15 protein-coding genes are annotated in these 14,280 nt (G+C 41.4%); all 15 read right to left on the minus strand.

Going from position 1 to position 14,280, the window contains the following annotated elements; all coding sequences use genetic code 11:
- Positions 1-31: 31 nt before the first annotated feature.
- On the minus strand, positions 32-1,729 hold the full coding sequence (locus tag BA1_RS00105; RefSeq protein ID WP_008354458.1) for a proline--tRNA ligase: 1,698 nt from the start codon (positions 1,727-1,729) through the stop codon (positions 32-34).
- A gap of 80 nt (positions 1,730-1,809) precedes the next feature.
- The gene (rseP, locus tag BA1_RS00110; protein WP_145939381.1) at positions 1,810-3,075 is read right to left on the minus strand and encodes an RIP metalloprotease RseP; all 1,266 of its coding nucleotides are present in this window, start codon (positions 3,073-3,075) and stop codon (positions 1,810-1,812) included.
- A 6-nt stretch (positions 3,076-3,081) separates the two neighbouring features.
- Complete coding sequence (dxr, locus tag BA1_RS00115) at positions 3,082-4,233, minus strand: 1-deoxy-D-xylulose-5-phosphate reductoisomerase (RefSeq protein WP_008354460.1); 1,152 nt, start codon at positions 4,231-4,233, stop codon at positions 3,082-3,084.
- A 39-nt stretch (positions 4,234-4,272) separates the two neighbouring features.
- Positions 4,273-5,067, minus strand: coding sequence for a phosphatidate cytidylyltransferase (locus BA1_RS00120; protein WP_008354461.1), 795 nt, complete (start codon positions 5,065-5,067; stop codon positions 4,273-4,275).
- A 12-nt stretch (positions 5,068-5,079) separates the two neighbouring features.
- Positions 5,080-5,862: an isoprenyl transferase gene (locus tag BA1_RS00125; protein WP_008354462.1), complete on the minus strand. Its 783-nt coding sequence runs from the start codon at positions 5,860-5,862 to the stop codon at positions 5,080-5,082.
- Between the two features lie 129 nt (positions 5,863-5,991).
- Positions 5,992-6,549, minus strand: a complete 558-nt coding sequence (frr, locus tag BA1_RS00130; RefSeq protein WP_008354463.1) for a ribosome recycling factor — start codon at positions 6,547-6,549, stop codon at positions 5,992-5,994.
- A gap of 1 nt (position 6,550) precedes the next feature.
- Positions 6,551-7,273, minus strand: coding sequence for a UMP kinase (gene pyrH / locus BA1_RS00135; RefSeq protein ID WP_008354464.1), 723 nt, complete (start codon positions 7,271-7,273; stop codon positions 6,551-6,553).
- Positions 7,274-7,407: 134 nt separating this feature from the next.
- Complete coding sequence (tsf, locus tag BA1_RS00140) at positions 7,408-8,289, minus strand: translation elongation factor Ts (protein WP_008354465.1); 882 nt, start codon at positions 8,287-8,289, stop codon at positions 7,408-7,410.
- 91 nt (positions 8,290-8,380) lie between these two features.
- On the minus strand, positions 8,381-9,115 hold the full coding sequence (gene rpsB / locus BA1_RS00145) for a 30S ribosomal protein S2 (RefSeq protein ID WP_008354466.1): 735 nt from the start codon (positions 9,113-9,115) through the stop codon (positions 8,381-8,383).
- Positions 9,116-9,270: 155 nt separating this feature from the next.
- Positions 9,271-9,810, minus strand: a complete 540-nt coding sequence (locus BA1_RS00150) for a hypothetical protein (protein ID WP_008354467.1) — start codon at positions 9,808-9,810, stop codon at positions 9,271-9,273.
- 21 nt (positions 9,811-9,831) lie between these two features.
- Positions 9,832-10,599: a FliA/WhiG family RNA polymerase sigma factor gene (locus tag BA1_RS00155; RefSeq protein WP_008354468.1), complete on the minus strand. Its 768-nt coding sequence runs from the start codon at positions 10,597-10,599 to the stop codon at positions 9,832-9,834.
- A 24-nt stretch (positions 10,600-10,623) separates the two neighbouring features.
- On the minus strand, positions 10,624-11,124 hold the full coding sequence (locus BA1_RS00160; protein ID WP_008354469.1) for a chemotaxis protein CheD: 501 nt from the start codon (positions 11,122-11,124) through the stop codon (positions 10,624-10,626).
- The gene (locus BA1_RS00165; protein ID WP_008354470.1) at positions 11,124-11,750 is read right to left on the minus strand and encodes a chemotaxis protein CheC; all 627 of its coding nucleotides are present in this window, start codon (positions 11,748-11,750) and stop codon (positions 11,124-11,126) included. The genes BA1_RS00160 and BA1_RS00165 overlap by 1 nt, the downstream gene beginning before the upstream one ends.
- A 12-nt stretch (positions 11,751-11,762) precedes the next feature.
- A complete protein-coding gene (locus BA1_RS00170; RefSeq protein ID WP_008354471.1) occupies positions 11,763-12,224 on the minus strand; it encodes a chemotaxis protein CheW in 462 nt (153 codons plus the stop codon).
- A gap of 24 nt (positions 12,225-12,248) precedes the next feature.
- A complete protein-coding gene (locus BA1_RS00175; protein ID WP_008354472.1) occupies positions 12,249-14,276 on the minus strand; it encodes a chemotaxis protein CheA in 2,028 nt (675 codons plus the stop codon).
- Positions 14,277-14,280 lie beyond the last annotated feature (4 nt).

A 14,280-nucleotide genomic window follows, 5' to 3' on the forward strand; every position in this document is an offset into this window, starting at 1 on the left:
GCAGGAGGTACCTTCATTTTTTTGTTCGTTTTTATGCTTGTCTGATAAATGAAACCAGTTCATCTACAGATACTTCGTGTGATTCACCTGATTTTCTAAACTTCACTTCGACAATGCCCTCTTCTGAACGTTTCCCGCAGCTAATACGAATTGGCAGTCCAATTAAATCACTGTCTGCAAATTTCACTCCTGCACGCTCTTGGCGGTCATCGAAAAGGACATCATAGCCCTCTTTTTGTAGACGCTCGTATAATGTTTCAGCCAGTTCCTTTTGTGCATCATTTTTCATATTTAAGGCAAGTAGATGAAGATCATATGGCGCCACTGTTTCTGGCCAGATAATCCCTTTATCATCATGATGCTGTTCAACAATCGCAGAAAGGGTTCTAGAGATACCGATGCCATAGCAGCCCATAATCATTGGCTGTGCGCGCCCATTTTCATCAAGATACGTTGCATCCATTGCTTCTGAATAACGCGTTCCCAGTTTAAAGACTTGTCCTACTTCAATTCCTTTTGCAAACTGGATCGTGCCTTCTCCATCTGGAGAAACATCCCCTTCTTGAATCAAGCGAAGGTCTGTAAATTCTTTCACTGACACATCACGTGCAGGGTTTACATTGATATAGTGATAATCGGATTCGTTTGCACCTGCAACTGCGTTTGTCATTCCTTTTACAGCGAGGTCTGCATAAATAGCTACTTCTGCTTCTAGCTTAACAGGCCCAACAAATCCAGGCTCTGTTCCAATGATTTCAAGTACTTCTTCTCGTGAAGCAAGCTCTACAAGCTGTGCTCCTAGTAAGTTCTTCACTTTGACATCATTTACTTCATGATCGCCTCTTGTAAGGATCAAAACATATGCATCGTCTGCTTTAAACAAAACAGATTTGAGACATTCAGAAGGAGCTACTTCTAAAAATGCAGCAACATCTTGTATCGTTTTCACTTGCGGCGTGTGCACTTTTTCAAGTTCTTTGAAGTCCGCAGGGTTTGCTTCTTCTCCTTGATACACAGCCTCAGCCATTTCAATGTTAGCAGCATAAGAAGACGTATCAGAATAAGCGATTGTATCTTCTCCTACTTCTGACAGTGCCATAAACTCATGTGTATCTTTTCCTCCCATTGCGCCAGAATCAGCAATAACCGGTCTAAAATTAAGACCTACTTTTGAGAATATATTGGAGTAAGCCGTAAACATTTTGTTGTATGTGTCATCTAGGCTCTCTGGCGAAGAATGGAATGAATAAGCGTCCTTCATAATAAATTCACGTCCGCGCAATAACCCAAAGCGTGGTCTTTGTTCATCGCGGAATTTTGATTGAATTTGATAAAGTGTCAAAGGAAGCTTTTTATACGATTTCACTTCACTGCGTACGAGTGATGTAATCACTTCTTCGTGTGTTGGGCCAAGTGCGAACTCGCGGCCATGACGATCTTTCATACGCATGAGTTCTGGACCGTATGTATACCACCTTCCTGACTCTTGCCACATTTCTGCTTGCTGCATGACTGGCATTAACAGCTCAGCTGCTCCCGCCTTTTCCATTTCCTTGCGAACAATGGATTGAATGTGCTGGATGACTTTATGAGCTAGTGGCAGATAATGATAGATACCGCTTGTATTTTGTCTAATGAATCCAGCTCTTACTAATAGCTGATGACTTTTTGCCTCTGCATCTGCTGGCACCTCTCGAAGAGTTGGAATGAAAGTCAGGGATTGTCTCATGTCGTTACACCTCATTTATGAAATAGATCTTCTCACAAAAACTCTTGTTTCCCATGATGAGAAACAAGAGACATTGATTTTTATAAAAATAATCGCTGGATGTCATTCCACGTAACTACTAGCATTAATAGCATGAGGAACGCAACACCAATGAAGACAACAAGTGCCTCTTTCTCTCGATTAATTGGTTTGCCGCGAATGGCTTCGACAAATAAGAAGAGTAAACGTCCTCCATCTAATGCAGGAATCGGCAACAAATTCACGATTCCTAAGTTGATACTAAGGAACGCAGCAAACTGCATTAATGTTAATACACCTTGTTTTGCTACTTCTCCTGTCATGTCATATATTCCGACAGGACCTGCCAGCATATCTAGTGAAAATTGTCCTGTGACAATCTTTTGCAAGTTCGTTAAAATCAGCCCTGCTGTTGATATGACAGTCGTTCCTGAAGATGAAATGACTTTTAGAAATCCATTTTCCGTTGGCGGATAAGAGCCGAAGCGGCCAATGGTTTTTCCATCTGCCTTCACAGCTTCTGGTACAACTTGAACTGTGCTTTTTTTGCCGTCTCGGTCAATGACGACATTCATTTTTTTATCAGGGTTTTTTTGAACCGTTTGGACAACGTCTGTCCAAGAATTCATTTTATCCCCGTTAATTGAAATGATGTGATCTCCCTGCATGAGTCCAGCTTGCGCCGCTCGGCCATCCTTTGTGAGCTTACCGAGTACAGGATCATCCACAGTTACACCTTGAATAAAACCTAAAGCCACTAAAATCACATAGGCCAAAATAAAGTTCATAATCGGTCCAGCTGCAATGGCTTTAATACGCTGCCATACCGTTTTTGAACCAAATTGACGATTGTATGGCGCAATTTGAATTTCTTCACCATCTGCAATATAGAAGCTTGTTTGACTGACATTGTAACCGGTTAGGATATCTTCATTTCCAGCTTCATATCCTGAGATTCTCATCGAATGATCTAAATCAATCTGTTCGACTTCGATCACAAGTGCATCCGGGTATTTCTCTTTATCATTTAAAATGATTTTTTCTACTTCATTTTGCTCATTGAATAAGAGCCCTACTGTATGACCTGGTTTAATTTCAATGACTTCAGGGTCCTCTCCCGCCATTTTGACAAATCCGCCGATTGGCAGAAGTCTGATGGTATAAACGGTTTCTTTTCGTTTAAAGGAGAAAATCTTCGGCCCAAAACCAATGGCGAACTCGCGGCATAAAATGCCTGCGCGCTGCGCCATAATTAAATGGCCAAGCTCGTGGAAAAAAACGAGCGTCCCAAAAATAATAATAAACGCAATCACTGTATTCACGAACATACCACCTTATGCGAGGATTGATTGAACAAAGTCTCGTGTATCTTTGTCCACTTCATGGATATCTTGCAAACTAGGCTTTGAAATCACATGATGTCTGATCAGTGCCTTTTCAATCAATTCTTCAATTTGCAGGAACGTTACTTTGCCTTTTAGAAATGCATCAACGGCTATTTCATTTGCTGCATTAAGTACAGTAGGCATTGTCCCTCCTATTTTACCTGATTCATAAGCAAAATGTAAGCAGCGATACCTGTCAAAATCCGCTTTTTGGAAATTCAATTGTCCAATCTCCCAAAGGTTCAATGATTTCGCTTCTTTTAATGGCGCTCTGTCAGGGTAAGTGAGCGCATATTGAATCGGAACCCTCATGTCAGGTGTACCTAACTGAGCCATGACGCTTTTATCATGGAATTCGACCATGGAATGGATGATGCTCTCTTTATGTAACAGCACATCAATTTGATCATATGGGATATCAAACAGCCAATGCGCCTCAATCACCTCGAGCCCTTTATTCATCATAGTCGCTGAATCAATGGTGATTTTCGCTCCCATGGACCAGTTCGGATGATTTAGTGCTTCTTCAACAGTTACACCTTCAAGTTCCGTTCGTTTTTTATCTCGGAAGCTGCCACCTGAAGCTGTCACAATTAATCGTTCAATGTTTTTAGCTTGTTCACCTTGCAAAGATTGAAAAATAGCGGAGTGTTCACTATCGACAGGAAGTAAAGGCACGTCATATTTTTTGGCGTACTCTTTTACTATATGACCAGCTGTCACAAGTGTTTCCTTATTTGCAAGTGCGATTGTCTTTTTTTGTTCAATAGCCTTTAATGTTGGAACAAGCCCAACACTTCCTACAAGTGCATTGACCACAACGTCCACTGCATCATAGGTCGCTGCCTCAATGTTCGCTTCATCACCGGCAGCCATCTTGACATCGTATTCAAAAGAATGACCTTTTAAGATGCGATAAGTCTCTTCGTTTATACACCCAACGAATTCAGGCTGAAATTGTTCAATAATGGGAATAGCCTTATCTACATTTCGGCCAAACGTCATCGCTTTCAGCTTGAATTTGTCTGGGTGCTGCCTGATCACATCTAATGTTTGCTCTCCAATTGATCCTGTTGCGCCTAATAGCGAAATATGTTTCAAATTGCCACTCCTTCTCTCGTTCAATTAGTTTCTATGAGGTTAGCCGGCAAACGTGGCCAGCAGTAAATATAAAAACGGCAGAACGAATAAAAAGCTGTCAAACCTGTCCAAAATCCCGCCATGACCAGGAAGTATTGTCCCCGAATCCTTCACATGATAATGACGCTTTAAAGCAGATTCCACAAGGTCACCAAGCTGTCCAAAAATACTTAGCAAAAGGGTAATAAACATAACGAGCAGGTATGATGGCAAAAATCCTGTAACCGCCTGAAACACAAGTGACAGCACGACCGCTGTGACGATTCCACCGATAAATCCTTCTACTGTTTTGTTTGGGCTGATTTCTGGCCAAAGCTTTCGTTTCCCCATAGACTTCCCTATAAAATAGGCACCTGAGTCAGTGGACCAAATAATCACCGCTGCGAAGAAGATCGCACTCATGCCATATAAGCCTCTAATTTGGATAAAATAATAGAAACTCACGCCAATATATAATGTGGCTAATATAACAAAAGCAACCTCATCGAATGTGAAAGAGTTTTTGCTCAAAACTGTATAGGTTAAAAGGATTAAGACTGCAAATAAAGCAATCTGCATTTTGGATGCGTCTACGTTCGGAAAGAAGCTGTTTTCTCCTCCCATTAAAAGCCAAAGCAATATTAAGCTGACAATTCCAGGAATGCTGAAAATCGAGATCTTTTTCATTCTAAGAAGCTCAAAAAGAGCAACACTTCCCATTAAATAAATCAGCAAGGTAAATGGCATTTGTCCATAAATGACTGCAAGCAAAAACACTGCAGCTGCCAAAACACCCGTCAAAATTCTTTGTTTCATCTGCACCACCCTCTAAATTCCACCGAACCTCCGGCCGCGGCGCTGGTACTCTCCGATAGCGCCTATGAGATGCTTATCAGAAAAGTCAGGCCAAAGCACATCCGTAAAGACAAACTCGCTGTACGCAATTTGCCAAAGCATAAAGTTGCTTAATCTAATTTCTCCACTCGTGCGAATAAGCAAATCTGGATCTTGAAGAGATTCTGTCATTAAATAAGCTGAAAACATCTCTTCTGTGATGTCTTCTGCTCTAAGCTTACCTTCTTTGACTTTTTCAGAAATTTGTCTGCAAGCGGAGACAATTTCTGTACGCCCTCCATAGTTGAGCGCAAAATTTAAAATGAGTCCGTCGTTATTGGCCGTACTCTTTTCTGCGTTCTCTACCGCTTTTTTTGTATGCGGCGGGAGGCCGTCTGGATCACCTGTTAAGCGCACACGGACATTTTCTTCAATGAGTTCAGGCAGGTAGATGTTCAAAAATTCTTCAGGAAGCTTCATTAAAAAGTCTACTTCTAGTTTTGGACGTTTCCAATTTTCTGTAGAAAAAGCATACAAAGTCAGCACTTTGACATTCAGCTCATTTGCAAGCTTCGTCATGCGCTTGACGACTTTCATTCCTTCATGATGTCCGGCTACCCGTGGAAGAGCACGTTTTTTCGCCCATCTTCCGTTCCCATCCATGATAATGGCGATATGTTCAGGAATTTCTCCATTTAATATGTCTTCTTTTGTCAAGCTTTCTAAGTTGGAAGCTGCTGTTTGCTGATTCTTCCAATTTTTGAGTATATTGAGCATGAGATTCCTCCATCACCCAAAAAGGTTGCGTTCCCGCTAATAATATAGTCATCAACAGTATTAACAAAAAAACCCCCTGTAAACATGAAGAGGGTCTTTTCACTATTATCTATTGTACATAGTTTTTTCTTAAACTTCCATGATTTCTTTTTCTTTATCTTTTGTCACTTCATCAATTTTAGCGACATATTCATCTGTCAATTTTTGGACATCCTCTGTAGATGATCTTAATTCATCTTCAGTGATCTCCCCATTTTTCTCAAGCTTTTTCAAATCATCGTTTGCATCACGACGAACATTACGAACAGCTACTTTTGCTTCTTCTGAGTATTTTCTCACAACTTTTACAAGCTCTTTACGTCTTTCTTCTGTGAGTGCTGGGATCGCAATACGGATCACGTTTCCGTCACTTGTTGGTGTGATACCAAGGTCAGATTTTTGAATCGCTTTTTCGATATCACCGATTGCTGTTTTATCGTAAGGTGTGATAATCAGCATACGTGCTTCTGGCACTGTGATTGACGCAATTTGGTTTAACGGTGTTTGTGCACCATAATAATCCACTGTCACTTTATCTAGCAATGAAGCATTGGCTCTACCAGCACGAACCGTTGCTAGTTCGCGTCCGTATGCTTGAACGGCTTTTTCCATTTTTTCTTTTGTTTGGTTCAACACTTCTTTTGACACGTTATTTCCCCCTCACGATCGTTCCAATTGATTCGCCGCTTACGGCACGTTTAATATTTCCTTCTTCCATAATGGAGAAGACGATTAATGGAATGTCATTGTCCATACATAATGAGGACGCAGTAGAATCCATTACAGCAAGCCCTTCTTTTAGAACATCAAGATATGAAAGCTTATCATATTTTACTGCATCCGCATCTGTACGAGGATCAGCACTGTAGACACCGTCTACATTATTTTTCGCCATTAAAATGACATCTGCTTCAATTTCAGCTGCACGAAGTGCTGCTGTTGTATCTGTAGAGAAATAAGGGTTACCAGTACCTGCAGCAAAAATGACGACACGTTTCTTCTCAAGGTGACGGATCGCTTTTCTTCTTATGTATGGCTCTGCAACCTGTCTCATTTCGATAGAGGTTTGTACTCTAGACTGAATGCCAAGCGTCTCTAGGCTGTCCTGTAATGCCAGCGAATTCATCACTGTTGCAAGCATGCCCATATAGTCTGCTGTTGCACGGTCCATTCCTAAGTCACTGCCTGTCTTACCGCGCCAAAGGTTTCCACCGCCTACAACGACTGCAACTTCAACATCAAGTTCTGCAATTTCTTTTACTTGCTTTGCGATTGATTGAATGACAGTTGGGTTAATTCCATTACCAGCATCACCTGCAAGTGCTTCACCACTTAGCTTCAGTACAATGCGATTATATTTCGGTTTGCTCATGATAACCTCCAAGTGTAAACTATACCGTCTCTTATTATGCGTAAGAAACCGCCTTTTGTAAATCAATATCCTCTAAAAAATAGGGAACACAGTGCTTGTGCTCCCTAAAAAAGCCCCAGAGAGCTTTTCAAACATTATTTTTTCACTTGGCTCATGACTTCTTCAGCAAAGTTGTCTTGACGCTTTTCGATCCCTTCGCCCACTTCATAGCGAACATAAGTTTGAACAGTTGCATTTTTCGCACCGACAACTTGTTTCACTTTTTCATCTGGGTTTTTAACGAATGCTTGGTCAAGTAAGCAAATTTCTTCGAAGAATTTGTTTAGACGGCCTTCTACCATTTTAGCAACGATATTTTCAGGCTTACCTTCTTGAAGCGCTTGCTGTGTTAATACTTCACGCTCACGGTTTGCTTCTTCTTCAGACACTTGGTCACGAGAAATGTATTTAGGGTTTACAGCAGCAACGTGCATTGCAATGTCTCTAGCAAGCTCTTCGTCAGTTGTTCCGTTAAGAACTGCTAATACACCGATGCGTCCGCCCATGTGCAAGTAAGAACCGAATGCAGCGTTATCTTCTTTTGTGATCACTGAGAAACGGCGTAGAGTGATTTTCTCACCGATTTTCGCAATAGCAGATGTGATATGCTCTTCAACTGTTGAACCGTTTTCCATTTTAGACGCATGAGCTTCTTCAATTGTTGCAGGTTTAGCAGCAAGTAAATGATCAGCAAGCTCGTTTAGAAGTGTTTGGAATCCTTCGTTTTTCGCAACGAAATCAGTTTCAGAGTTCACTTCTAGGATCACGCCTGTGTTGCCGTCAGTTTTAATAAGAGTTAATCCTTCTGCCGCAATACGGTCTGCTTTTTTCGCAGCTTTTGCGATCCCTTTTTCTCTTAGAAGATCGATTGCTTTGTCGATGTCACCATCAGTTTCTGTTAACGCTTTTTTACAATCCATCATACCTGCACCAGTTTTTTGACGCAGTTCTTTTACTAATTGAGCAGTAATTGCCATTTTACATTTCCTCCTTCTATGTTAAAACACGGATTACTAGGTGAAAAAAAGGTGATAAAAGGCATTTCCCTCTTATCACCTTTTGAATAGGTTACGCAGTTGTTGTTTCAGTTTCTGTCGTTTCTTCTACAACAGCTTCTTCTTCGCCTTGTTTAGACTCAAGAATCGCATCTGCCATTTTAGCAGTTAGAAGTTTTACAGCACGGATTGCATCATCGTTTGCAGGGATCACAACATCAATTTCGTCTGGATCACAGTTAGTGTCAACGATACCGATGATTGGGATATTTAGTTTACGAGCTTCTGCAACTGCAATACGCTCTTTACGAGGGTCGATAATGAAAAGTGCATCTGGAAGAGTCTTCATGTCTTTGATTCCGCCTAAGAATTTCTCAAGACGCTCTAGTTCTTTTTTCAGTTGAACGACTTCTTTCTTAGGAAGAACTTCGAATGTACCGTTTTCTTGCATTTTTTCAATATCTTTCAAACGCTTGATGCGTTTTTGGATTGTTTCAAAGTTTGTTAATGTTCCACCAAGCCAGCGTTGGTTTACATAGTACATACCAGAACGGATTGCTTCTTCTTTCACTGAATCTTGTGCTTGTTTTTTCGTACCAACGAAAAGGATTTTTCCTCCGTCAGCAGCAAGGTTTTTCGTGAAGTTGTAAGCTTCCTCTACTTTTTTCACCGTTTTTTGAAGATCGATGATGTAGATACCGTTACGCTCTGTAAAGATGTAACGTTTCATTTTTGGGTTCCAACGGCGTGTTTGGTGGCCGAAGTGAACACCAGCTTCTAGCAATTGTTTCATAGAAATAACTGACATGTTGTTGCCTCCTAATATAATGGTTTTTTTTCCTCCGCTTAAGTCATGTTCACATAAAACTGCGCCACGGCAGCACCTTCATATGAATCATTAAGCGTGTGTATTTAACACCAAGAAATAATATAACACATGATGGACTGACAATCAAGAAACCTTTACAGCTTTCCGCTAAATTTTAATAAAAGCTCGATTTCTGTCTTGCCAGTTTTCAATTTTTTCGCTATTTCTTCTAATGATAGCCCTTGATCATATAAGGTCTTTACTTGATCCCCGAAGGTTTCTTCTATTTTACTTTCAGAAGGCGCAGAAGCTTCTGTTTCAAGAGGCGGAACGGGCTCGTTTACCTTTTCTTCCTGCACCTCAACTTCGCTTAGGAGAGCTGACAGGTGCGCTGGTACTGGATCTTCACTTTCTACCGATTGCTGGGATTCAATTGGTGGTTGTGGCTGCTTTGGTGTCTGAAGATCCGATTTCAGCTCTTCAGCAGAAAAATCAGGGGAAGTGGCTGCCGCTTTTGATAGTTTTTCATTCTCTTCTTTAACTTCCATCAAAAATGCAGCCAGGGTATTTTCCGTTTCTTCTAAAAGCTCTCGCTGTTTTTGTTCTGTTGCCTTCAGCGAATTCATTCTCGTGTATAAAATGATCACAAAATAAATAAGTGCAGCATGTAGCATAAAGCTAATCAGCCATAGCATATTTTTTCACTCACTAACTCTTTAAGATTGAATGGCTTTATCAAGCAGGTGCTTAAGCTTGAACAATGCCTTTGAATGGATTTGCGAAATGCGGGAGGTAGATAAGTTGAGCACTTGACCGATTTCCGTTAACGTCAATTCCTCTTTATAGAAAAGACTAATCACAAGCTTTTCTTTTTCCGAAAGCTCTGTCATTTTTTCAGCAAGCTGTTCAATTAATTCATCTTTCAGCATTTTCTCTTCAGGTGTCACTGACTTTTCGTCGCGAATCATGACTTGGACGTTTTCTCCGTCTTCTTGATCATGTAGCTTCTCGTCAATTGAGAGCAAATTCGCAAAGAACCCTTCATTCATCGTTGTGACAACATCTTGTTCACTCATGCCGAGCTCCTCAGCAACTTCTGTTGGCGTCACATTTCGCAAATAACGCTGTTCAAGCTTTTCAATAGCCGCTTCTACTTTTTTTGTTTTTTCTCTTGATGTACGAGGCAGCCAGTCCTCTTTACGAAGACCGTCAATGATGGCCCCGCGGATTCTGAAGGATGCATAAGTATCAAACTTCAGATCTCTTCCTGGGTCAAATTTTTCAAGGGCATCATATAAACCGAGCATCCCTAGACTGATCAAGTCTTCTTTATGCACTGACTTCGGGAGACCGATGGAAATTCTTCCAACATGATATGTGACGAGCGGCATATAGCGGCGCATAAGATCATCTCCAGCAGCTGGGTCCTTCCACTCTTTCCATCTAGCCCATAGCGCCTGATCTTCGTAATTTAAGGATTGCATCTTTCTCCCCCTATACTTCCTTAGTTATATCTTCATAATGCCTTGCTTCACAGTGCGGATCTCAAGCTCTGTCGTCAGCGGATCGAATTCAATCGTACGTCCATTACTGCCGCCTGTGTCCTCACTAATGATCGGGATATGATGAAGAGACAGATGTTCTTTAACAGCTGATACGTTTCTAGGTCCAATTCTCATGAGATCATTGGTTGACTTAAACTTAAACATTTCTGCGCCGCCAGCAAGCTTCGCCTTTAGCGCATGTTTGCGCGCTCCTTCTTTTAAGAGCAGATCAATTGTATGCTTGACACCTGTATCTGCATATTTAGCCAAGTTCTCTACAGCCCCTTTTGCAAGGGATGAGTCTGGAAGCATGACATGGACAAGACCTGCCAATTTTTTCTCTTGATCAAAGAGGACAAGTCCTACACAAGAACCAAGACCGGATGTCCGGATACGGTCCGGTGATTTCACAAGCTGAACATCTGCAATACCAACTTTTACAACTGCCGGAGTCTGCACGTTCATTATAGGTTACCTAATGCTTTGAAGAGTTTTTCAAACGATTCAAAGTCTGGCAGTAGAAACATATTTCCTTTCAGCTCTTGCTTATTTTGATCATCGAAAATAGATGTATCAATCACAATCGCCTGATCGCCGAGAGGACTAAACTGCATTAACCCTTCACTTATGACAGCCCCGAACATATCGAGGGTGACATCCGGAACACTTGGGTAAAGCTGCAATTTGGTTAAATCTGCAAGAGCTGATAAATAAGAGCCTGCTAAAATATTCCCCAGCTCATGAAGCGCTGACGTCCCTAGCACGTGTTCATGGATCGTATCAATATCAAATGACGGGTCCTGAACAAGCTCTCTGACAAATTGCTCTGCTTGCTCAAACGGCATAATGAAAAAGATCGAGCCGGATAAATCACCTTCCATTCTCAGAAAGATGCTGGCAACTGGAAGGTCTGCACCACCAAAGAAATCCATTAAATCTTCAAACGAGAGAACTTTGACAAAAGGAACAGCCATATCGATTTTGCGATTTAATAGGTTGGCAAGAGCAGACGCGGCATGGCCTGCTCCAATATTCCCAACCTCTCTTAATATATCTAGCTGTTCATCTTGAATTTCACTGAAAATGCTCATTTCACATCCCCCTTAATGAACAGGTGCATCTTGCACGCTCTTGTCGAGGACAGCACCAGCATGAATGATATTAAATAGACGCTGATCATGCTTAATAATACCTGTCACCCATGACAATCCTTCTTTTTCAGCTGAATCAGGAGAAGTTTCTACATCATCCTGATGGACAGTAATGACATCATTTGCTTCATCAACAATCCAGCCGACTTCAATGTCACCAACTTGTACGATAATCATTCTTGTTTCATCTGTGATGGCGTTGTCAGTTGATCCAAGCCTCACTCTAAGGTCAATCACAGGTGTCACGACACCGCGAAGATTAATGACACCGCATATATAAGGGGCAACGCCAGGAACTCTCGTCGGCTGCTGCCATTTTTCAATGGACTTTACTTCTGATACTGAAATGGCGTATTCTTTTTTGTTTACGATAAACACAATCATCTTTTCGCCAGTTTTGATATCTGTACTCATTTCAGACCGCTCCTCTATTGTTTTTTACTTGATCAGTGCATTACAGTCAACGATGAGTGCAACCTGACCGTCACCTAAGATTGTTGCGCCTGATATCGCAAATACATTTGGTAAATAATCTCCTAGTGATTTCAGCACAACCTCTTGCTGACCAATAAACGAATCGACCACAAATGCTGTCAGCTTGTCTCCTTTACGGACAACGATGATATGCAGTTCTTCCTCTAATTCATTCGCATTTGGTACGTTGAACTGTTTCTTTAGGTACACAACCGGTACGATAAATCCGCGGAAATCAATCACTTCACGATCATGCGTTTGAAGGATATCACTTTTCTTAATCACAGCCGTTTCAATAATAGAAGAAATCGGAATCGCAAAGGTTTCCTCTTCCAGCTTCACAAGAAGGACGGAAATAATTGATAATGTGAGTGGAAGCTGAATTGAGAACAGTGAGCCTTGTCCTTCTGTTGAGTTGATACTCACAGAACCGCCTAATGATTCCAGCTTGTTTTTCACGACGTCAAGACCTACACCACGTCCTGAGATGTCAGAAATCGTATCAGCTGTAGAGAACCCTGCTGCAAAGATCAGTGAATCAATTTGGTGATCTTCAAGTGTTTCCGCTTCCCTTTCTGTAATCACCCCGCGCTCTAATGCTTTTTCAAGCACCTTTTTACGGTTAATCCCGCCTCCATCATCTTCTACTTCAATGAAGACGTGGTTTCCGCTATGGTAGGCTTTTAATAGGACGGTTCCTTTTTCTGGCTTGCCTTTTTTCACACGTTCTTCTGGTGATTCAATCCCGTGATCGAGACTGTTTCTGAGTAAGTGCAAGAGTGGATCTCCAATCTCGTCGATCACTGTTCGATCAAGCTCCGTCTCAGCGCCTTCAATGATGAGTTCAATTTTCTTATTGAGCTCTTTCGTCAATTGACGAATCATTCGAGGGAACCTGTTAAACACAGTTTCTACAGGTACCATTCTCATGTTCAAAATGATCGACTGAAGATCTCCGGAAATACGTGTCATTCTTTCGACTGTATCGGTCAGTTCGTTGTTTTCAAGCTCTTTGGCAATCTGTTCTAAACGCCCTCTATCAATGACAAGTTCTTCAAATAAGTTCATGAGAGAATCTAGACGGTCGATGTTCACACGAATGGTTTTCGTCCCGCCGGCTGCTGCACCGTTATTGCCATTTGCTTTTGGCGCATCGTTTGCTGGCGCTTTAGGAGCAGGAACGGATGCTTTTTCTTTCTTCTGCTCAGGTTTTGCTTCCTGTTTTTCAGCCGGGGCCGTTTCTTCAAATGCGGAGACTTCAGAAATATCAACATGTTCAACCTCTGAAATCGATGTCACGATTTTTTTCACTTCGTCCATCGGCTGTTTAGATAGGTAAGATATGCTGAATTCAGATTCAAAATCTTCTGATTCTAAAAGTTCTGCATTCGGAATCGTTTTGACGACTTCGCCTACTTCGTTTAATCTTTCAAAAATCATATAGACACGAACTGCTTTTAATAAGCATGCGTCGCTTAATGTCACGGTTAGCTCATAGCATTTAAAGCCTTGTTCTCTCGCTTCATCAAGAACTGTTCGTTCAAATTCGTTATAGTCTAAATCTTTAGCAGCAGCTGGTTCATCAGCTGTCTCAACGGCAGATGCAGCCTCGGCATGGCTTCCTGTCACATCTAGTTTTTTACTAATCTCTGTGACATCACGTTTTCCATCCCCGCCTTCTGCAATCGATTGAACCATGGCTTCAAGGTGATCGAGTGCTTCAAACATGGTATCCATTGATTCAGGTGTGACAATCATTTGTTCATTTCTGATGGCATCAAACATGTTTTCTAAGTGATGCGTTAATTGAGCCATATCATCAAAGCCCATCGTTGCACTCATGCCTTTCAGTGTATGAGCGGCTCTGAATATATCATTCACTAGCTGCAAGTCAGTTGGGTTCTTTTCTAGTTCAAGAAGTTTTTCATTACAAGTTTGTAAGTGTTCTCTGCTTTCATCTAAAAAGATATCTAAGTATTGGTTTACATCCAACGTG

Source organism: Bacillus xiamenensis, assembly GCF_000300535.1.
Lineage (GTDB): Bacteria > Bacillota > Bacilli > Bacillales > Bacillaceae > Bacillus > Bacillus xiamenensis.